The organism is Candidatus Methylacidiphilales bacterium (assembly GCA_028713655.1).
Lineage (GTDB): Bacteria > Verrucomicrobiota > Verrucomicrobiia > Methylacidiphilales > JAAUTS01 > JAQTNW01.
On record JAQTNW010000027.1, the window covers coordinates 1 to 20,331 of the forward strand.

At 54.1% G+C, this 20,331-nt stretch carries 18 protein-coding genes; 6 read left to right on the plus strand and 12 right to left on the minus strand.

The genetic code is table 11. From position 1 onward, the window contains the following. The 3 genes from PHD76_09800 to PHD76_09810 all read left to right on the plus strand — a co-directional run. A partial coding sequence (locus PHD76_09800) for a hypothetical protein (GenBank protein MDD5262125.1) occupies positions 1-199 on the plus strand: 199 nt, incomplete at its 5' end. 230 nt (positions 200-429) lie between these two features. Beyond that, entirely contained in the window at positions 430-2,277 is a 1,848-nt protein-coding gene (locus PHD76_09805) for a lysophospholipid acyltransferase family protein (GenBank protein MDD5262126.1), read from the plus strand. A 168-nt stretch (positions 2,278-2,445) separates the two neighbouring features. Continuing rightward, positions 2,446-4,080 (plus strand): sodium:solute symporter, encoded by a 1,635-nt coding sequence (locus PHD76_09810; protein MDD5262127.1) that lies wholly within the window; start codon positions 2,446-2,448, stop codon positions 4,078-4,080. 66 nt (positions 4,081-4,146) lie between these two features. On the opposite strand, the gene PHD76_09815 is transcribed toward PHD76_09810, so the two are convergent. The 5 genes from PHD76_09815 to PHD76_09835 all read right to left on the minus strand — a co-directional run bounded on the left by PHD76_09815 (position 4,147) and on the right by PHD76_09835 (position 10,656). Next, positions 4,147-5,817 (minus strand): glycosyltransferase, encoded by a 1,671-nt coding sequence (locus tag PHD76_09815; protein MDD5262128.1) that lies wholly within the window; start codon positions 5,815-5,817, stop codon positions 4,147-4,149. Positions 5,818-6,029: 212 nt separating this feature from the next. Then, positions 6,030-7,136: an acyltransferase gene (locus PHD76_09820; protein ID MDD5262129.1), complete on the minus strand. Its 1,107-nt coding sequence runs from the start codon at positions 7,134-7,136 to the stop codon at positions 6,030-6,032. A 100-nt stretch (positions 7,137-7,236) separates the two neighbouring features. After that, the gene (locus tag PHD76_09825) at positions 7,237-8,622 is read right to left on the minus strand and encodes a Fic family protein (protein ID MDD5262130.1); all 1,386 of its coding nucleotides are present in this window, start codon (positions 8,620-8,622) and stop codon (positions 7,237-7,239) included. 129 nt (positions 8,623-8,751) lie between these two features. Beyond that, a complete protein-coding gene (locus PHD76_09830) occupies positions 8,752-9,789 on the minus strand; it encodes a hypothetical protein (protein MDD5262131.1) in 1,038 nt (345 codons plus the stop codon). A gap of 36 nt (positions 9,790-9,825) precedes the next feature. Further along, entirely contained in the window at positions 9,826-10,656 is an 831-nt protein-coding gene (locus PHD76_09835; protein MDD5262132.1) for a hypothetical protein, read from the minus strand. 344 nt (positions 10,657-11,000) lie between these two features. On the opposite strand from PHD76_09835, the gene PHD76_09840 reads away from it, so the two are divergent. Beyond that, positions 11,001-11,726 carry a hypothetical protein gene (locus PHD76_09840; protein MDD5262133.1) on the plus strand — a complete coding sequence of 242 codons (726 nt, stop codon included), beginning with the start codon at positions 11,001-11,003 and terminating at the stop codon, positions 11,724-11,726. A 123-nt stretch (positions 11,727-11,849) separates the two neighbouring features. Here the strand turns inward: PHD76_09840 and PHD76_09845 are convergent, their stop codons facing one another. After that, complete coding sequence (locus tag PHD76_09845) at positions 11,850-12,278, minus strand: hypothetical protein (protein ID MDD5262134.1); 429 nt, start codon at positions 12,276-12,278, stop codon at positions 11,850-11,852. On the opposite strand from PHD76_09845, the gene PHD76_09850 reads away from it, so the two are divergent. Continuing rightward, entirely contained in the window at positions 12,258-13,772 is a 1,515-nt protein-coding gene (locus PHD76_09850) for an FkbM family methyltransferase (protein ID MDD5262135.1), read from the plus strand. The two genes, PHD76_09845 and PHD76_09850, sit on opposite strands and share 21 nt — an antisense overlap. A gap of 2 nt (positions 13,773-13,774) precedes the next feature. Then, entirely contained in the window at positions 13,775-14,998 is a 1,224-nt protein-coding gene (locus tag PHD76_09855) for an FkbM family methyltransferase (protein MDD5262136.1), read from the plus strand. A 21-nt stretch (positions 14,999-15,019) separates the two neighbouring features. On the opposite strand, the gene PHD76_09860 is transcribed toward PHD76_09855, so the two are convergent. From PHD76_09860 to PHD76_09885, 6 genes are all read right to left on the minus strand, one after another. After that, positions 15,020-16,096 carry a hypothetical protein gene (locus PHD76_09860; protein MDD5262137.1) on the minus strand — a complete coding sequence of 359 codons (1,077 nt, stop codon included), beginning with the start codon at positions 16,094-16,096 and terminating at the stop codon, positions 15,020-15,022. A gap of 18 nt (positions 16,097-16,114) precedes the next feature. Continuing rightward, positions 16,115-17,293 carry a glycosyltransferase family 4 protein gene (locus PHD76_09865; GenBank protein MDD5262138.1) on the minus strand — a complete coding sequence of 393 codons (1,179 nt, stop codon included), beginning with the start codon at positions 17,291-17,293 and terminating at the stop codon, positions 16,115-16,117. Beyond that, positions 17,290-18,402, minus strand: a complete 1,113-nt coding sequence (locus PHD76_09870; GenBank protein ID MDD5262139.1) for a glycosyltransferase family 4 protein — start codon at positions 18,400-18,402, stop codon at positions 17,290-17,292. The genes PHD76_09865 and PHD76_09870 overlap by 4 nt, the downstream gene beginning before the upstream one ends. A 9-nt stretch (positions 18,403-18,411) precedes the next feature. Next, the gene (locus tag PHD76_09875) at positions 18,412-19,527 is read right to left on the minus strand and encodes a glycosyltransferase family 4 protein (protein ID MDD5262140.1); all 1,116 of its coding nucleotides are present in this window, start codon (positions 19,525-19,527) and stop codon (positions 18,412-18,414) included. Between the two features lie 139 nt (positions 19,528-19,666). Next, positions 19,667-20,068, minus strand: coding sequence for a PIN domain-containing protein (locus PHD76_09880; GenBank protein MDD5262141.1), 402 nt, complete (start codon positions 20,066-20,068; stop codon positions 19,667-19,669). After that, positions 20,065-20,295, minus strand: coding sequence for a hypothetical protein (locus PHD76_09885; GenBank protein ID MDD5262142.1), 231 nt, complete (start codon positions 20,293-20,295; stop codon positions 20,065-20,067). Before PHD76_09885 ends, PHD76_09880 begins: the two co-directional genes overlap by 4 nt. Between the last annotated feature and the right edge of the window lie 36 nt (positions 20,296-20,331).

Sequence of the window (20,331 nt, forward strand, 5' to 3'; positions counted from 1 at the left end):
ACCATTTGGATTTTCCTTTGGAAAAATCACCGTTCTCGATCAACTCTTCCGCCTGAAGGCAAGGCAGCACACACAAGAGCAAAAAGAGGGCATATTTCATGGTTACGAACCCTACCAATCAACCCTGCCATTTCCAGCTATTTATATGCAAGCGCAGCAGTCTGTTTACCTGCACGACAACGCAGCAATTTCAGACTAGCTCTTGCATTGTCATGAATTTGTCACAAGGCTGTCGATTGTTTGACGGAGTCGCTCAGGCATCTTAACTTGGATGTTTCACCCCGCTTCTGAAAAACACCGCAAAGCGTCCAAATCCAAAATGTGGCAGTCACAGGGGTGCGGCGACACCCGGGTTAACAACAAAACCGCCTGAATGAGAATTTTTTTGAATCGGAGACGCCTTATTTCGAGGCGGATTTACACACACGTATGAAGCCGGCAGGGTCCCCCGGATCCGGAGAGGAGTTGCCGGTCTCTGGCAGTACATCGGGTAAATTAATCCGCCTGGATGCCCTAACGCAAAATGCGCCACTCGGACACCTGCTCAAGGCGTTCAGCGATCCGCTCGAGCGTCTTCTTTCACTGGACCGGATCAACGCCATCTATACCGCCACCCAACTGGGTTGCTCGCGCGGAAACAATTTCTTTGAAGCCTGCGTCCAGGCCATGGACCTGTCCTGCGAAATTCCGGAGGGTGATCTGGACCGCATTCCACGCAAAGGGCCGGTTGTGGTGGTGGCCAATCATCCGTTCGGCGGAGCGGAGGGAATCCTGTTAGGCAAGTTGATGCTGCAAATACGTCCGGACGTCAAGCTGATGGCAAATTATTTGCTGGGAAGCATGCCGGAGATGCGGCCCTGGCTGATTCCGGTGGATCCGTTTGGGCAAAATGCTTCCGCGCGAAAAAACATCCGTCCGATGAAGGATGCCTTGCAATGGCTGAAACACGGGGGATTGCTGGTGGTTTTCCCGGCGGGCGAGGTTTCGCACCTGAGGCTCTCGAACCGGGGGGTGACGGATCCGCCGTGGAATGCGCATGCCGCCTCGCTCATCAGGCGCTCATGCGCCTCCGTGGTTCCAATTTACATTCACGGCCAAAACAGTTGGTTCTTTCAGTTTTCGGGCCTGGTCCATCCGCGTCTTCGCACAGCCCTTCTGCCCCGCGAACTGGCGGGCTGCCTCCGCCATCCCATGCGGCTTCTGGTGGGCCAGTCGGTTCCTGCGCTAAAATGCGGGCGTTTCGCCGATGATGCTGCTCTAACGAGATATTTGCGTTCAGCCACCTACCTGCTGCGAAACCGCCTGCAGCGCGGCGGCGCGGGCAGGTCCAACAAGGGGAAACGAAAAATGGCCGTCATTGCGCCGGTTCCGTCACGCTTGTTGGAGGCGGAAATTGCGGGTTTGCCGGAGGGCGCGCGCCTCGCGGCCCAGGGCGAGTTTGGCGTTTATCTTGCGGAAGCATGCCGGATTCCAAACTTGTTGCGCGAGATCGGCCGATTGCGGGAAATCACATTTCGCGAGGTCGGTGAAGGTTCAGGCAAGGAGCTGGATTTGGACGAGTACGACCCGCACTACCGCCACCTGTTGCTGTGGAATGGCGGTAAAAATGAGCTGGTCGGCGCCTACCGTTTGGGCGTGGCATCCGAACTCCTGGCCCGGCGCGGCGCGCGCGGCCTGTACACCAGCACCTTGTTCCGCTTCAAAAAGCCCTTCTTGAAAAAACTGGAGTCGGCGGCCGAACTGGGCCGGTCTTTCATCCGGTCGGATTACCAGCGCAGCTATGTCGCGCTTTCCCTGCTGTGGCGCGGGATCGGGGAATTCATCGTCCGCAACCCTGCCTGCCATCTGCTATTCGGCCCGGTGAGCATCAGCCACGATTATCATCCGGTCTCGCGGCATCTGATGCTGCAATTTCTGCGGGACAAACTGCAGGACCGGGAAAGTTCCCGCCATGTCCGCGCGTCGAACCCGCCGAGGCCCGCGAGGGTTTCAGGCTTGTGCAAGCGGGATGTCAGCATGTTGATGGACAATGTGGAGGACGTTTCCGCCCTGGTGTCGTCGCTGGAGCCGGACTCCAAAGGCATCCCGGTCCTGTTACGGCATTATATCAGCATGAAAGCGGTGCTGATCAGCTTTAATGTGGACCGCAATTTTTCGGACGCGCTCGACGGATTGATGATGGCGGATTTGCGCCAATGCGATGAGAAGCTCTTAAAACGCTTCATGGGGGAGGCCGGTTGCGAACGGTTCCGCGTCTTTCATGGATTGCAATCCTAACAGTCACGAGGTTCTGCCGGCTTGCGCCCGTTGAAACGCCAGGTGTGATTTCCCATGATCAGCCCCTGTAAGCAGGCTTGCGCCCGTTGAAACGCCAGGTGTGATTTCCCATGATCAGCCCCTGTAAGCAGGCTTGCCACCGCCCCGGCGCCTGTCTTGAATGGCCCGGTGCGCTACGGCCCCGATTTTCTTGTCATCGCCGCCTACTTCATCGCCATCGTGTGGGTCGGCCTTTCGTTCAGCCGCAAAAGCCGGACTGTCAGCCAGTTTTCCATCGGCGACCGCCAAATTCCCTGGTGGGCGGTGCTCGGTTCAATCCTGGCGGCTGAAATCAGCGCCGCCACATTCCTGGGCGCGCCGGGCGAGGGATACGGGCTGCGCAACTTCACCTACGCGCAACTGGCCATCGGCACTCTCCTGGCGCGGGTGATTGTCAGTTATGTCTTTATCAAGCCGTATTACGATTACCGGGTCATTTCCATTTACGAATTTTTGCATGTCCGCTTTGGCGTGCGCACCAAAAACGCCGCCTCGGCTGTTTTTCTATTCACACGCATACTGGCCAGCGGCTCCCGCTTGTACATCGCCGCCGTGGTATTGGTGCTCGGATATGAAATGCTCACTGGCGCCAAACCCACCTTGCGCCAGGAACTGCTGATCTACATCGGCTCCCTTGTGTTGCTCACTCTTTTCACAACTTTGTACACATCCCTGGGCGGGATCAAGGCGGTGGTCTGGACCGATGTTATTCAGGCCGCCGTTATGTTCGGCTCGCTCGCATTCGCGATCTGGATGTTGCTGAGGCATATTCCCGGCGGCTGGCATGGGGCCTTGTCCTGTTTGAAAGCGCCCGGCGACCTTTCCGTTTTCGACACGGGGATTGATGCCACGCGCAGTTGGGGCGCAAATTTCAAATACATCCTCAAAAACGAATACACCCTGTGGGCGGCCTTTTTTGCCTCCACCTTTATTACGATGGCCACGCACGGAACCGATCAGGACATGGTCCAACGCATGTTGACGGCCAAAAATTACCATCGCAGCCGGCTCGCCGTCGTTCTCTCCGGCCTGGCCGATATTCCGCTCGTCATGGTCTTTCTTCTCGTCGGCATCCTGCTGTGGGCGTTTTACAGATTTCATCCCGATCCGAATCTCCCGGACAAAAACCCCTATATTTTCGCCTACTACATCCTGCACGAACTTCCGGTTGGCGTCAGAGGATTGTTGATTGCGGGTATTTTTGCCACGGCCATGGGTTCGCTCAGTACCGCCCTTAATGCCCTGGCCACCAGCTTTATTCAGGATTGGTACCTGCCGTATTTGAACCCCGCCGCAGATGAAACAAGCCAGGTCAGAGCCCTGCGCTGGAGCACCGTGGTATTTGCCATTGCGCTCATCGTGGTCGGCTCGCTTACGGCCCTGGTGGTGCTTACCGTCAAGGATTCCCGCATCATTCCCATCGTGCTCGGCATTTTCGCCTACACCTACGGGCCGTTGCTGGGCGTTTTTTTGGTCGGAATGCTCACCCGCAGCCGCGGCAACGAAGCCGGAAATTTGCCCGCCATGCTGTCCGGTTTTCTGGCGGTTACGTTTTTCAGCGGGCTGTATTGCAAACTGCCCTTGCTGTTTGGACGGGCGGAATGGACGCAACCGCACTGGCTGCCTGCGATCTCATTTCCCTGGTGGATCACCATCGGAACCTGCGTCACGTTTGGCATCGCCGTGCTGTTCCGCACCCCGGCCAGCCAGCAGGATCTGGCGCGGCGGCATGTTGCTTCCGCCAACCCTCCATTCCAATCCTGATGTGTTGAGTAAGTTCGAGCCAAGAATCGCCTGCACCTTAAACACGAGGCAAATAAAGCTCAGCGTTTACCGCGGCTTCCTGCGGTTGAAACGAATGCGGTAGAGATATTTCCTTCGAACAAACTGTTCGATTTGCTTTATAATGAAATAAGTGAATTGCACCAGCGAACGATGCTCCATCTTCAGATTTTCTTCCAATTCGTGCCAAAGCCATCGTTGCGGCGGATATCCGGAATCACTGGCCAGCGGATACGCGATTTGTTTCAAAATTCTCCTGTAAAATTCGGGCAGTCCGCTCGCGTAAGCATCCAAAATTGCCTTGTACTTTTGATAGCGACTGCCGCTTCTCCTGCATCCTGTGGGATTGTCCCGATACCAAAATAAAAATCTGGGAATAACATCCAGTTTGTAACCGCTGCGGGACAGATTGATAAAAAATTCCCAATCCTCAGCCAACAGAAGCACTTCCGGAAATCCCTGCAAAGCCAGAAAAACCTGACGCCTGACAATGCAGTTGGCATCCCCAAAAACATCTTCCACCCAACCGGCTTCCATGGCTTGTCCCGCCGGAGTGACAACCCACGGGATTCGCAAGGGGTCCGGCCGGTCTTCAAAGGCTTTGTAAAAGCAGGTGCAACAATCGACGCCGCTCAGTTCAATCCCTTCGATAAATGATTCCAACATTTCCGGGAGGACTATATTGTCGGCATCGACAAAAACCAAATAATCACCCTTCGCCAGGGCCGCGCCATGGTTCCGGCTGGCTCCGATTCCTTGATTTTTAGATTTGGCAATAAAGGTGTATCGAGGGGCGGGATACTGTTCCTGCAACTCGTGAAATACACGCAGGGAAAACCCGTCCGTGCTGCCATCATCGACCACAATGACTTCAAAATTCGGGTAGGCGGATTTTTCCAAAGAAGCCAGAGTTTCCGGCAGATACCGGCCATGATTATAATGGGCAATGACGACCGAGACCAGGGGCGGGTTGAGCGCGATTTTACTCCGGATCACGTCGTGCTTATTGGTGGGAGCAGCTTGCTTTTTGAAAAGTTCCAGCCATTCCTGTTCAAGCGGGTCCAGCTCGGGGCGATTACATTTTAGGTTGGCTTGTGATTTTAAACGGTCCGTGAAAAACGGCAGTACCCGGTTGTCCGTCGGCACGGGCCATTGGTTTTCAACCATCCGACGCTTGATTTCATCGCTGCCAAATACAACCAGGTCGGCGTGTTCACAAACATAGCGTTCACACCAGGATGCCAATGCAGCCGGGATGGGCCAGCGCGGCCATGTTTCCCCCGCTTCAAGGCTTCGTTCTGAAGGGTCAAAAATGGCAAGCATCAGCAGCGTATTTTGAAAATCGCCCGCCATTCGCCTGGCTTGGACGGAACGGAATCCGATTCCGCGATGCTCTTGAAAGAGGACATGGGTATAATCCTGTTTTTTTAGAAAATCATACACCGCCAGGGATTGATTGATGAATCCCCAATACGCCTTGTCGTGGGGTTCCAGAGGCAGCCTTTCCAGCCGGACCAGATGTATTCCGGAGCTGGACAATGATCTCTCGATTGAAGCTCGAAGCCCGGCGTCCGGGCCCGTGTAAAGAACTGTTACAGAGCCAAAACGGGTCCGGCAGAGCCGGGCAAGACGCAAAAAATGCCCGCCCGCCGGATTGCAACCGGACGGTTCCTGCAGGCTGCCTGCAACCAGGCAAATTTGCGGTTCGTTTGCGTTCACAATCAACTTGCATGATTCACACGCTTCATGGGAAATCCACCAGGTGCCTTTCTTGCCCTTAGGCCTTGGAGAAAGCACCAAGGGCATGCACGTTATAACCCGGATGCTGGGTTGCCGAGCTTTTTTGCCCGGTCTTTTTGCGCTCATTTTAATAATCAACCTGTTGGCGCTGCTGCACAACAGTGGAAAGACACACGCTGAACCTATGCGGGCTATTTTTTTATCTGGCTTGGGAACAGGCGGTTGCGGAGACGCAACATTGGCATTTCCAGAACCTCCGATAACAAACAACCAACAACAAACGCGGCGGCGAAATAAGCAAGCGTAAGAATGAATGTTGAATGCCCGGCAAAGATCCGGGCAACCAACCAGTCCTTGGCAGCGAGGTGCCAGAGATAGATCGCGTAGGAATGGCGTCCCAGATAATCAGGCAGCCATGCCAGCGCCCGGCCCCAGCCCGCCGCGGGCCATGGTAAATCGGCCAATTGCGCCAAAATGATGATGCCCGAAAGATAACAACTCGTTGGAATTAAAGCCGTCACATACCAGGAATGAGGCAACCACAGTTGGGTGGCGGGCCAGAGCATCACCACCGCCAATCCCACCCAGGCAATTCTGAAACGTGCAAATATCGACAAACACTGCGGCTCGAAATCATACAGATATCGCAACAGGACCCCTGCCGCCAGACTGTCCACGCGCAGGTGCGATGGATTTAATTGCTTGAAAAAATTGAAACGCGACGGTTCCAATCCGCATTGAATCAGCCGGGCGGACAGGCAAAACACCAGAACTCCCAGCAAAATCCAAGGCAGCTTTTGCAGCTTTTCGGAATGAATTTTATTGCAGCGCAGCAACAGATAGAACATGCCGGCCAACAGCAGGTAAAAATGCACCTCGACGGCAAGGCTCCAGGTGTGCGGAAACATGGCGCGCCGGTAGCTCTGGAAAAAACAGGCTTCCCTGAAAATACGCCCCGCCAATTTCATGCCTGACGCCTCACCGACGGCAACACTCATCACGGCTGCAACCAATACCAGAACATAAAACAATGGAAGGATCTTGAATGCGCGCCGGATCAAGAACCGCTTCCCCCGCACATTTCCCGTGGCCTTGTATTCCGCAAACAAAAGACCGGAAACCAAAAATCCGCTGAGCACGAAAAAGAAATCCACCCCGATCCAGCCCATTTCCCTGATCCAATGATAAAGCCATCCGGAAATACCCGGCAGGCTGCCGGTCAAATCCCAACTGTGGGAAAACATGACCAGCAATACCGCCAGAAATCGCAAGCTGTCAAACCATGCAAAATGTTTCATGAATATTCCCGACCGGCATTGTCAAATACTGTGTTTTTGCGCTGTTCCTGAATCTGCGCTTGGAATTCTTAGGATCTCCTGCGGGCAATTGCAATCGATTCTAGCGCCAGGTTTCCCTCCACGCTTGAAATTCTGCGGGACGAAGGCGGTAACGGGCAATGTTACCCTCATGCAGGCTGCTTAATTCCGTCTCTACAATCTCAACAAAGCGCGGTTGGTCAGGGGCCGGAATCAAGGCGTCCGCGCTGCCTGCAATCCATTTGACAGCGGCAGTTTTGTTTTTTCCGCCGCGCACCACCTCCGCAACCACATTGCGGATCTGTGTCCGGTACTTCAACCGGAACATGTCCGGCTCACCCAGGGACTGGCATACGGCCGAATAGCGGGCGCACGAGCGCTCGTAGGCCCACAGAAACACGTCCCGCAAATACTCAACGCGGTTCAATTCATACACCCCGAGGATACCGTTGACATAGTCATCCTTCGGCACATCCACAAACGAAAGCGGGCAAAGATTGCGCAGCACCAGCGGAATATTGGCCGCAAGGCGTGAAACTCGCTTATTCACATCCTCGAACGGCTGCAGATACGGAATATGAACCATAACAAAAAATGCCTGTTCGAAGGCGTTTTGGATTTGCGCCGCTTTATCCAGCACAAGCTGGAAATGGTCTTCTATCATCTGCGGCTGCTCCAGAGGATGATAGACAGTTCCGGAAATGCCTACTGGATTGGCGCGCAACCTTCCCGCAGCGTTTGGATTTTGCAGCAGATTGTCCGCGAGCAATGCGTGCAGATTGAACAACGTATAGCGGTTGAAGCCGATTTCGTCCGCCTGTTCCGCCAGCAATTCGATTGCGGCCTTGTGGTTTAAAATCATTTGGGCTTCTTTTGCGTTCCGTCCTTCCGCGTTTTCGCCCAAAGCCAGAAGCCGTTCGGTTTCCAGCAATGAATACGTGTTGCCTTCGAGCCGACTCGAATTCCATGACAGGTCTATGAGCAGGCGATCCAGCACCTTTCGGAAATGGGTGCCCGCAGGCTGTGGCGCTCCCGTCGCCTGCCCCAGGGCTGCAAGCCTCGAAAGATGCTCCGGCAAAAGATAGGCTGAAGCATTCGGGCGGTATTTTTCCAAAAAAGAGGCCTGATACCCAATCGGACGCCGGTTTGATAATGGGCGCATTATGCTCCGGAAGATATTGCTTGCTGCGGATGAAAGCGGCAGTTCACTGCGTTTTATTTCCGCAGGTTGTTCCTTGACAGTTAAGCCGGAAGAAATTTCATTGAGGCGGTAGCGCCGCCCCCGCTGCTGTCCTTGCGGCGACAACCGGCCTTGCTTCACGAGCGCAGCTAGACGTCGCTGCAAAGTCCGCCGGGGCACCTGCCCGGACAGCAGTGCTTCAGCCTGTTCGATTGAAATGGGATCCAACACGTTCCGAAATACTTCCAGAACGGGGAGCAAATCACTTTCCGTGATGATTTTTGGCATTCCGCTTTATTATGGCGCAAAACATAAAATACGCCATATAAATCTAATATAATGCCATAAAATTCATTTATACGCCATATAGATAATTTATATGGCGTGTAAATGGTGTTTTGTCGTAGTAAGTCTATTTTATGCGCCAAATACGTACTCAAACAGCTTGTCGTCCGTGTGGTATTCCAACACATGGCGTCGTGCGGCTACCGACATGGCATGTAGCGCGGTTTTGTCTGCCAGCGCCTGCTTGGCCACGCGCTTTAAGTCATCTCCCTCGACTCCGTAATAAAAGGCATGCACACGGTCGATCAGGGGTCGGTATCGCAAGATGCGGGGATAATTGATCAATGGGACGGCTCCAACCATGCAGGCTTCATAATGGCGATGGCAATCCCAGCCATGCCCTTCGGGAGACCAGACAAGCCAGGAGCGCGCACATTTTTCAAGAAATTCCTTCCGGGGGATTCCCCGGCCCAGAATGATCTCCACGGCAAACCCTTCCCTGCGTAGTTCCTCCAATAATTTTACTCCGGTTTCCCGGGACATTTCGCCCTTGCAGGTTCCAATGAAGAGAATATCGATGTCCTTGGGCGAACTTGGATCGATGGATCTGGCCGCTTCGTCATATTTCAGCCCCAATGAGATGGGTTTGATTTTCGCATGATTTTTCCGGAACACTTCCGTTTTTCGGACAGCCGAGGTGTCTTCCATACGTCCGGTTGTGAACATAAAACCATTTTCGATTTTTACAGGCATTTCACGCCAGTAATATGTACGGCATTTTTTCAACAAGCCGAAAAACTGGGGTGGAATCAACGCGGGATCATCCTTTCGATCCACCACAATCAGCGGAACAGATGTTCCCTGCACCAACCCTAGGATGATCCAGGGGCCGAAAGCGTGAAATCGTCCGCAGCAACAGCGGAGGATTTGAATAAGATTGGAGATCGCATTTCGTTCGCGCCGCCAGGGAGTACTGCAAATGCCGTAAAAGGATGCCACGACCACATCATACTCTCCGCAGGCCAACTTTCGCTTCAACCCGCAAAAAAGGCGGAAGGTCATGTTGGTTGCGTCCGGGGCTTTTTTCCCGATCTGGTAATAATCGACTTGGGATGGGCGGATCTGCTTGAAATAAGAGCCTGCGCCGATCTCCAAAATCCGGATTTTCATCAGCTTTAAAGAATGTTAGGTCCGTTGGCGGAGTTCCTATCGATCAATCCAGCCCTCAGGCCATTGATGTGCGGTGATTTCCGGCGGCAGATCTGCAGTCGGAATGCGCTCCAGCCGTTCGTAGAGTAAAATATCCTTGTGCATGTAGTGGCGGGCATTTATGGCGGGCGGGTTCAGCCAGACTTCTTCAAACCAGGTTGGATCCACCTCATGGGCATGACCCCAGTTGAGCAGCTTGGTTTTCATGCGGGCATCGTCACCCAAACTTGAACCATGATGCATCCGGATTTCTTTCGGGAAATAAACCGTCTTGGGCTTACGCCCCGTGCGCAGGTATTCCAGCCAGCGCGCAGGTTTCCACCAATTCACATTCCGGCAGTTCTCAAAAACAAACCCCCTTTTCAAAAAAACTAGAGGCCTGTAGCCATCGCCCGGCTCCACGCCGCGCAGATTCCATTTTTTAAAGTAAAAATTTGTGGAAACGCGATAACCCGCCAGGCGTTCCTTCTGCACACGGCGCCAAGCCTCACCCAATACCTTGCTCTCCCAGACCTCGTCGCTGTCCACAATCAGGTAATAATCCGCATCCGGCGCCTGGAAAATCGCCGCGTTGCGCAATTTGGATTCGGCTTCTTTACCGGGCAAGGCTTCGAGATCACGACGCAGTACGAAACGCAGTTTGTTGTCTGGATCGGGGAAATCGAGCAACTTGGAAACGGTTTCGTCGGGTTCGACGTATTTCCCCTTGAAATTACGATCATAGGCCGTTACCACGCAAATCGTGTCCACCACCGGATAAATGCCCGATAAAACCGGAATCAAAAACGGTTGTTCTTTGAAAACCAACAGCACTGCGGCCAATTTCATGGTATCCCTCCTTCTCGAAAACAGACAGGGCACAGACTATCCTTCCAGCCGTGAAGAGCAAGGGGTTTGAGTCAGTCCTTGCGCTCTTTTGAGACAGAAAATTTTGCGTGCTTAATATAATTTAAAAAAAACCGCTTGTTGACCAAAGTCGTCTTTTGTTGGGCAAAAACAACTTGATTCGCTTTTGCCCCCTTCTATGTTCCGCAGGTACAATGCGAGAAACAACCGGCCATGAGACGGGATCGCCTTCGGCGCCAAAACACCCTTCCGGCGAGTCATGGGAGCCGAACAGCTTCATATACCGGCATATTTTCCATCATATTCCGAAATGCGCAGGAACAACAATGCGCATCGCGTTTGGGGAATGGTTTGACTGCATCGAGGACTACAGGACAACACAAAGCCCGCCCGCCCCTTCCGACTTTATCCTGGATGAAAGGTTGCAAAAATTCGTCACAAACGGAGTCACTCTCCGGGACATGGCGGAGTCTTCGAGGATGGTCGTAAATGAACAGTTTGAGGAATTCATCGCGAACAGGATTGATATTCGAAAGATGACAGACCGGCAGTTGTTATGCGGACACTTTGACCTGCCTCGCATGTATCTGCATCAGCGCTGTCCCGAAATAATCTGCAACCCGGCATACCGGGTTGTCACGTTTGTACGCGATCCCTTACAACTTGTAATCTCGTTGTTCAAATACTGCACATCCGTGGGGGTTTTTTCCAATAACGCAAAGATTGAGGATTATCTTTTTTGCCGTGAAAATGTGCTGGCATCATACTTTCCATGCACGGAAAAAAATTACCGTAAAATTGTGGACCGCTATTTTTTTGTAGGCCTCTCTGAAAAAATCCAGGAGGGGTTTGATTGCCTGGCAACAATCCTTGACAAGCCGGGAATCGATATCAGTAAATATGGAGTCCTTAACGAATCCAGATATGGAAACAAAATCGACATCCCAATGCAAACCCTTGCAAGGTTCAAGGAAAAGAACGCCTTGGATTATCGCATTTATGATTATTGCAAAGAACGGTTTGAGGCCATGCGCGATATGGGCCTAACTTAACCCGCATCGCCAGATTCGCGCGGCTAAGCGGCGGTTGCCGCGCCCATCAGGCAAGAATGAAAGAGATAGCCCATGGAGAACAAGTCCAATGTATTTGAAAAAGCGGCCCGCCTGCGCAATGAATTAGCGCAAGCGTGTGATAGCATCAATCAAGTCCAGCCGATGGCGCCCGGCCTCCACGCGGTTGCCGCGGAATGTGCCGTCAGGCTTTCGCATGCCAGCGTCATCATTACTGTAAACGAAGTCAATCAACGGCATGGGACCGGGATTCTGGTCAAAAGGCTCTTTGGCCGGACTCCAAATCTCGTTTCCATCCGATCCAGAAACCATTATGGCGAGCAGCACTTTGGTGACATCGACCTGTGCCTTAACCACACCGGTCTGTCGCGCAGGGATGTTTTCAGGAATGTAGAACAGGCGCTCAGGCAAATATCCGTGGAGAGGGTCGTGTGCGTGCCTTATTGCAGCGATTGCCTGCTTTCCGCCCTGGCCATAAAGGAAATATTCGATGTACCGCTTTGTGTGTATGTCATGGATGACCAGAATGTGCATTTCAATGGAATTCCAGACTCCCTGATGAAGGAGGCACTCGAAAAGGCGGCCTTGCGGCTTGCGATCTCGCCCGAGATGCGGGACGCATACGAGACAAAGTTCGGGCTTAAATTCTACCTGCTTCCGCCTGTTGTTGAGCCAGAACTGATCCAGGTCCAGCCTGAAACTGCCGATCCGCAAAATGATGCACCGGATGCCGGCCTGATGATCGGGAATGTGTGGAGTCCGAAGTGGCTATGCCTCCTTCGGGAGACTATCCATAAGTCGGGTACAAAGATTCATTGGTATGGCAATTCGGGGACGGCGTGGCTGGATACATACAAAAGTGAACTTGTTAACGACGGCATACTTGATTTTGGATTTGTGTCGGAAGCTGAATTAAAGCGCGTGTGCAAGCGGTACAAGTATGCCATCGTGCCTTCCGGAACGCTCGACCTGGATGATGATCGGGTCAGCATTGCCGCGCTAAGCCTTCCATCCCGGCTTCCGTTCCTTTTCTCAGTCTGCAACATTCCTGTGATTGTTTTGGGAAGCCAAAAAACGGCTGCCGCACGTTTCGTGAAGCGGTTTCATTTGGGTGTTACGTGCGATTACAACGCAACTGCTTTTCGCGAGGCGATAGAAAAGGTCTCCACTGCGGGAACACGGCAGTCAATCTGGCGCACCAAGGCGGAAAACGCGGATTTATTTTCCGCCGCCGAGGCTGGCGATTGGATTTGGAACTCGCTTGCATTAGGCAGGGCTTGTGATGATAAATACGAAAAATTAATGCCGCGCAGCGAAAGCGATCTGGTTGGCTTTATTGAGGCACCGGCGCCGAAGGATGTATTCCGGAATTTTCAGGAAACATACCACTGCATGCAACGGCTGAGGAATGCCGGATGTGCTCCCGACTTCGTAATTGATGTTGGCGCTTCATGCGGCGTGTGGTCTGATACGGTAAAGAGAGTGTTCCCGCATGCACGCTACATTCTAATTGACCCCCTTGCCTCGAAATACCGGGACATGTCAACTTGCTATTCGGATGCGAATCCTGAGTTTGAATGGATCGAAGCCGCAGCATCAAATGGAACGGGTCAAACATCACTGCAAGTCTCACCCGATCTTTACGGAAGCTCGCTGCTTCGACCGGCTGATTTTCGATGCTATGAAAGTGTGCCTGTCGAAATTACGACGATTGACAACATCGCGTCTGCCAAAAAACTCTCGGGCCACGGCATCTTGAAAATAGATGTTCAATGCGCCGAACACATGGTGCTGGCGGGCGCCCAAAAAACCCTGGCGCAAATTGATGTGCTTGTTTTGGAGTTGTCACTTGTCAGGTACGCTAACGAGGCGAAAATATTCAAGGAGATGCTTGACCTGATCTACAGCCTGGGATTTAGATATTATGATGACGCGGGCGTCTGGCGTTCTCCTGTAAATGGAACTCTCCTGCAGAAAGATATAGTATCCGTAAGGCAGGATGTTTTTCTTTTCAGGGTGAATGACTGACCATGCCTGAAACTCCATATATGTTTGCAACGCTCAAGAGAATTAAAAAACTCCGGAAACTTTTCCGCCCGGCCCTTGAATATTGGGAGGCTGTTTTAAAATATAACGGCCTGTGGTCGCACTCTGAAAACGAACTTGCACTGTTGCGTGCTGCAGCCCGGACTCTTGAATTGCAGAAGGAAACAGCGGAAGTTTTGCGTGAAATGCGCGTGCTGCAAAGCACGGTTGCCGCCCAATCCGGGACTTTACAAAAGCAGCACAGCCGGATCTTGCACACGCTCGGGCATGTCTGCCATTCGCTGGATTGGCAGGATGACGGCCCGAAGGCGATTCAGGCCTTAAGAACCGGGATGCTGAAGCTTCAGGAACAGATCGAATGCCTGCAAGGCCGCCGCAGGACAATGCCGGATGAAAACATAACGAGCGATTATGTTCGCCATAATCCGGAACTCCGTTTGATGGCTTATCTGTACCCTGATTTGCCCAACCACACGGCAATTGATGTGGGTGCCAATATTGGCGATGTCTCGGAGCATCTCCTGAACAGTGGCTACGAAGTTTATGCAATCGAGCCCTTCACGCCCACCTTTGAGCGCCTAAGCGTGCGATTGGGAAGGCGGGAAGGTTTCCATGGGATTCAGGCCGCGCTGGGTCCCGCTGACGGAACAGGCGTACTGCACCTGGTTGAAGATATCTCTGCGGGAAAAACGCATGCCGATGAAAGCGTCTACCCAAGCCTTGTCCTGCATTCGATGCCGTCTGACCTGGTATTTTCAGGGAAGGCGGAGGTCACTGTCAGGAGCCTGGAAAGTCTGCACCTGGCTTCCCAAATTCCCGCGGATGCCAGCCTCGTTAAGATTGATACGGAGGGTTACGATATTGAAGTGATCCGTGGAATGGGGGAGCACTTTTATCCGGTTGTGATTACGGAGTTTTGGGATCCTGAGCATACCTTTGGTAAGACTGGCGCACAGAACAGATTGGGAGACCTCGTCCGGATAATGAGCGATCGTGGTTATGCCTGGCATGTTGTACTATTCCGCGTGGAAGGATCTAACGATGTCCGCTTTTTATGCAACTGCACGCATGTGCCACCCACATCCTGGGGCAATGTCTTCTTTTTCCGGGATGAACACCTTTTTGAGAAGTCATCACTCTGGTGTTCAAACTGCCTCGAGCCTTACAACATCAGTGCTCCAAGCCGGCCTGTCGTGTCTCGAGACTGATATTCCGGTACATTTCCCTCTTCAGAGCCTATAGGACTGGGCATTCAGATTTGGTTGACTCAGGTCCGCAAGAGTGGTTTCGACCACATAATTCACCAGTCGGCGGCGGCCCTTTTTCTCCAACACAAACGCGCGTGCCGCTTCGGCCATGCGCTGCAGCCGGTCCGTGTCACGCAGGGCTTCTTCCACCACTCTTTCAAAATGGCCTTCCACATAGGAAAAATAAAAGGCATGCACATCCGGTTCCAGCGGTTCATGCGTGAGGGTGTATGGCCAGCTCAACAACGGAATGGACCCGGCAGCGGCCGCTTCATATTGGCGCCAGGTTTCCGCAGCCCAGCTTTCCACACAAACCACCAGCTTGGAACGTTGCATCGACTCGCGGTATTCTTCGTCGGATACCTTGCCACTGTGAATGAGAACCTTGAACCGGCTCCCCAGTTTCTCGGCCTTCTCACGGATCATTTTCCGCAATGGATTGTCTCCCCCGCTCATGAACAAATCGACGTCGCGCTCGCGCATGGGCCGGGCCGAAGGCGCAAACGTGGTTTCATCGGCGCCCTGGCTCAATGGGCGTAATTTTTCAATATGTGGTGCGACTTTTTTTTCCGTCAAATAATCCTGCAAGGGCTGGGTGGCGCGCATGCGCCAGGCCATCAATTCCCGTTTGAAATATAAGCGGCTGGCTTTCAGCAACGGCCAGTCCCATGGATAAATGTAATGGCTGTCCCGGGCATCAACAACCACGAGCGGCGTTTTGCCCCCGCCCGCGCGCGCCACCCACGGCGCCCACCACGAATCCAAACGCCTCACCTGGTAGGTCAAAAGCCGGAATGCAAGGCTGGCCGTCGTGAGCATGCCCTTGTTCCGCGGATAGGGTGATCTCATCATGGTATTGGCCACTATCAAATCGAATTCGCCGGCAGCCACGCGCCGGGCCAGCGAAATCATCCTCGGGTATGTGGCCTGCTGGTTACGGCTTCCCTTGTTGGAAACCAGTTCCACTTCGTAATCCGGATGGCCCAGAAAGCCCTTCTCGCAAATGGTGTGAAAATCGCTCCAGCTCCAAAAAACCAACAATTTCTTTTTTCCGGCCATAAACGTCCTTCCAATGTGTTATCCAACGGCTTTTTTAAATACTTCGATCAACTCTTCCGCCGCGCGCTCCGCGGTCAATTCACTTGCGATCTTTTGCGATACTGCGCGCGACACCGCCAGCTCTGTTGTAATCTGCTCCTCAATGGCCGCCGCCAGCGCCATGTCATCGCCCGGCGGCACCACGCGCCCGGCGCCGCTTTCACACACCAGCCCTGCGGCTCCCGTCGTTTCCGTCAGAATCACCGGTCTTCCCAGCACCAAGGCTTCGGCTGCGGTGCGCGAAAATTCCTCGATGCGGGAGGGGCAAACCACGACGGACGCGCGCAAGATCTCGCGCCTCACACCGTCAGCCGGAATCTTTCCCAGGCTTTCGACACGGCCTTGCAGCTCCGGGGCAGTCTTTAGTGTTTCCAATTCCTGCTGCAAGCGGTCGTCACGTTCGGTTTCTCCGCCGACCATCACAAAACTCCAGCCAGGCAGCTTTCCCGCCATCCGTTTTGCCGCCCGCAAAAAAACATCGGGCCCTTTTTTACGGTTCAACGCGCCCAAAAACAAAATGCGCTTTTCAGGGGCAATTGGTTTCGCGTCCTGGGCAGAGTCCAGAAAATTTTTCGTAAGATGATGGCGGTAATTAAAAATGCGTGCCGGTGGAGCGCCGTAATGCACGCGCATCCAGGAAGCCGTGGCTTCGGAATTGGCGCCGACCCTGTCCGAACTGCGGAACACCCAGCCGAGGGACGAGCGATGGCGAAAATGAACACCGGATTCATCCAGCGCATAACGCAACGCGAAGACCTGTGTCACCAGTGGAGGGAATTTTCCGCCAAGTTTCGCAATCACGCAGCACAGGCCGTCGGGTTCTTCGACCTGGGCCCAGACCACATCAAAGGGGCCGTGCTCCCCAAGCATTTGCCGGATTACCGTGGCGTCGGTCACTGCCTTGCGGTAACCGCCCCAGAATTTCACCAGTTTGTCGGGGAGCGAGCAGCTTCCCTTGCGTTTTTCCCGCGAGGTCACCCAAACCTTGAGCCCGCCGAGCTCCCGCCGTTCGGGTTTCAATCCTGCGTCCATGGATTGTGAAAGAATGGTCAAATCGACACCCGCTGCGGCCATGGCTTCCACCTGTTCGCGCAGGAACCCGCCACCCAGACGGCGCTGTTCCTCCCAAAACCAGCGTGACACCAGCAACACTTTCACGCGAACTCCTGCAAAAATTGGGCCAGGACCAGGGCCCGCGCATCCCAGCGGTAGTTCAAGGCCCAGTCGCGGGGCTCATGGCCCGCGTTGCGCGACGACAGGGCCAGAACCGCTTCCGCCAGGGCCTTCGGATCGTCCGGGGGTGCAAAGGCCACCCATGGGCCGGGACCGAGTTCCCGCAGAACTGGCAAATCGGTCGCTACAATTTTTTTATTGGCGGCCGCATATTCCAGGAATTTCATCGGAAAGGTATAGAGCGAGTTTTTTGGCTCTAGTCGATTGGGTAGCAGACCAATCGAAGCCCTGGACAACAACGGCAGGATTTTTTTCCTGGAGAGAAAGCCGGTGAAACTGACATTGGCCGGAGCGTGCGCCGAAAGTGCGCGCACCTGTTCAGCGCTTCCGCCCACGACGGTCAGGTGATGTTCCGGCAGGTGGCGCATGGCCGCCACCGCTGTGGGCACGCCTTTCCAACCCTGAAAACTGCCGACATAGATCAATTCATTCCGATCCTGCGAATCGGATGCATCGAGGAAAAACGATTCATCGGCGCAATTGGGCGAAATGAAAACTTTTTCGGGCATTTTATAGCGCCGTTGCAGCTCACCCAGAAGATAAGCCGAGGTCGCCACGACCGCGCGTGCCCGGCCATACACCTCCGACTCCTGCCGGCTCAGTTTGAGAAATTTTCCACAACCCTCCGGCCACGCGTCCGCGAAAATTTCGTGCGCTTCGAAAACTGTTGGCAGATCCGGCAACGATTTCTGCAGGAATTGTGCCGCCTTGAGATGAATGGCATAGGTTGCGTCAAAATGCGCGGCGCCCGCCAGCAGGTGTTCCACTTGCCTGTAATAATGTCTGCTGGAAGTGACGGAGAAGGGGCCCAACTTCCAGCGCCGCGGCAGACGCGTGATGGACAGGTTTTCGTGAGCGGCCAGGCCGAAAGCCTTGAACAACAGCGTATCCGATGGAAAGGCCGGTGACTCCGCAACCACCAGATCCACCCGCAGACCCGCCCGGCACAGCGAAAGGCAGCGGTTCAGGGTATGGATTTCCCGCGCCCGTTTGCCTGTGATTTCTTCGCCATAGAGATAGAGGAGTCGCAGCATAATAAAAAATTAAACGTTAGAGTCGTTGATCAAATCCAAAAGCCGTTGCGCCACGGAGTCGGGTGAAAATTTTTTACGGATGCGCTCATGCCGGGCCTGGCGTCCGGCTGTGCTTCGTTTTTCAGAAAGCGCATTTTTTATGGCATCAGCCAATGCGTCCGCATCTCCATGCTGCACCACCCGGCGATCCCGCGACTCGAGCGCATCCGCCAAAGCCACCTGGTCGCTCAAGACCAGGGGCAGTCCCATCGAGGCCGCTTCCAGCGCCGCGATGGAAAACGACTCAAATCCAGCCGATGGGAGCACATACGCATCGGACCGCTGCAACAATGCCCTGACATCTTCGCGCGCCAGCCGTCCGGGCAACCGGATGAAATCCGTCATGCCTCTTGCGGCAATTTCCCGCCGCAACCGTTCCCGTTCCGGACCTTCGCCGGCTATGTCACAACGCACCGGGACACCCTCTTCATGAAGGCGCGCCACCGCCTCAACCAGCACATGGAACGCCTTCCAGCCCACCAACCGTCCTGTCGCGGCCAGTTGCGGTAGGCCGCTTTTAGATACAAACGAGTTGTCAGGTATGTAAAAATGGGAATCGACGGGGTTGGGTATCACTACGGGCTCCACGCCAACCCGATCCCGGGCGAGCCTCGCCACGCGCGCGCTCACCGCAAATGCCGCATCCACAGCGCCGTAAAACAGGCGGTCGCCTGCATAATAATCCTCGCCGTGAAACCCCATGGCAATTTTGCCAACCCATTTCCGGTGTTTCCAAAAGGCCGCCACCGGCCAGTCAAAGGGCTTGCTCAACAGCATGACATCCGGCGCATCGGCCCGGACGTCGTTCCGGCATTTCCATCCGAAGTGCAGCCGCTGTACAAGCCTCTGGAATCTTGTGCCCAGATCGGGGATTGAGTTGGTCTCGATGTAATCGTTGAGCCGCAATGTCAGCGTGGTTGGCTGGTGTTGGCGCCCCGGCTTGGGGCGGCCGCCGTATAAAATCACCTCATGGCCGGCGCGCTGCCAGGCTTCACCCACGGTCAGGGCAAACACCTCGATCCCGCCCACTTCCGGCGTGCCGGGCAGATCAAACGTGGCGTTGGGCAAAAAAATACCGATTTTCATCGCATGAATTTGGAGACCCCACGTTATAGGCGGGGAGTGCCTTGAGGAACACTAATAAAATCCGGGTTAAAGATTGGCGCCACAATAGATGTGTTTTCCCATTAACCTCAATGCCTTGAACTAATTGATGACCGGTGTTTCATTTGAGCAAGGCGGTGAAGCCGGCCTGTTCAAAGTGTTTATCCCCGGTCAGCGCTTCGCCAATGCATTCGTCCCGCATGACCACGAAGGAAAGGCAGTCTGTCAGTGACCATTCCTTGTCTCTGCGTTGCTTAAAGAAATCCACACCGCGCTTGAACAAACGCGTCTCTGCCGGAATGATTTTAACGCGAGAATCCCTGGTGAGTGAGCAGTAGAGTGCAACAAAGTCGGCGCGGTCTTTGGGGTGGCAGTAGGCGTCGCCAAATTCGGCCAGCACCCATTCAGTGGTAACAAGGCGCAAGCGGGGATTGCGTGAGGCTTCCACTGCCGCCACATGGCGCCTCGCGCGCGCGCCAAGCAGAGCGAGAAAATAATATGTGTCGGCAAATACCGCGGTCATTTTTTCGGCGCGCCGCGACGGTAATGGCCGCGATTGAGGGCGTAGTCGCCGGGCAGATGGTGGCGCGGCTTGGCAAGTTTGAGCGCCATCTTGAGAAAGGGAGGATCATCCGCCAGCGGCACAAGCGGCGTTATAGCCACATCGGTGCCTTCGGCTAATTTGAGGCCTCGCGGGAGCGGTACGACGCCTTTTGTCACTTTGCTGATAAGTTTGATGGAGGCGCTCATGACTGCGAAGATAGCAGCTTATTCGCGGAGCTGGCA

Excerpts from the sequence above, each read along its gene's own strand:
- PHD76_09840 (MDD5262133.1), top strand. The coding sequence starts at position 11,001 with ATGCGCATCGCGTTTGGGGAATGGTTTGACTGCATCGAGGACTACAGG.
- PHD76_09870 (MDD5262139.1), bottom strand. The coding sequence starts at position 18,402 with ATGCTGCGACTCCTCTATCTCTATGGCGAAGAAATCACAGGCAAACGG.
- PHD76_09850 (MDD5262135.1), top strand. The coding sequence starts at position 12,258 with ATGGATGACCAGAATGTGCATTTCAATGGAATTCCAGACTCCCTGATG.
- PHD76_09820 (MDD5262129.1), bottom strand. The coding sequence starts at position 7,136 with ATGAAACATTTTGCATGGTTTGACAGCTTGCGATTTCTGGCGGTATTG.
- PHD76_09825 (MDD5262130.1), bottom strand. The coding sequence starts at position 8,622 with ATGCCAAAAATCATCACGGAAAGTGATTTGCTCCCCGTTCTGGAAGTA.
- PHD76_09860 (MDD5262137.1), bottom strand. The coding sequence starts at position 16,096 with ATGGCCGGAAAAAAGAAATTGTTGGTTTTTTGGAGCTGGAGCGATTTT.
- PHD76_09830 (MDD5262131.1), bottom strand. The coding sequence starts at position 9,789 with ATGAAAATCCGGATTTTGGAGATCGGCGCAGGCTCTTATTTCAAGCAG.
- PHD76_09835 (MDD5262132.1), bottom strand. The coding sequence starts at position 10,656 with ATGAAATTGGCCGCAGTGCTGTTGGTTTTCAAAGAACAACCGTTTTTG.
- PHD76_09885 (MDD5262142.1), bottom strand. The coding sequence starts at position 20,295 with ATGAGCGCCTCCATCAAACTTATCAGCAAAGTGACAAAAGGCGTCGTA.
- PHD76_09855 (MDD5262136.1), top strand. The coding sequence starts at position 13,775 with ATGCCTGAAACTCCATATATGTTTGCAACGCTCAAGAGAATTAAAAAA.
- PHD76_09880 (MDD5262141.1), bottom strand. The coding sequence starts at position 20,068 with ATGACCGCGGTATTTGCCGACACATATTATTTTCTCGCTCTGCTTGGC.
- PHD76_09845 (MDD5262134.1), bottom strand. The coding sequence starts at position 12,278 with ATGCACATTCTGGTCATCCATGACATACACACAAAGCGGTACATCGAA.
- PHD76_09805 (MDD5262126.1), top strand. The coding sequence starts at position 430 with ATGAAGCCGGCAGGGTCCCCCGGATCCGGAGAGGAGTTGCCGGTCTCT.
- PHD76_09875 (MDD5262140.1), bottom strand. The coding sequence starts at position 19,527 with ATGAAAATCGGTATTTTTTTGCCCAACGCCACGTTTGATCTGCCCGGC.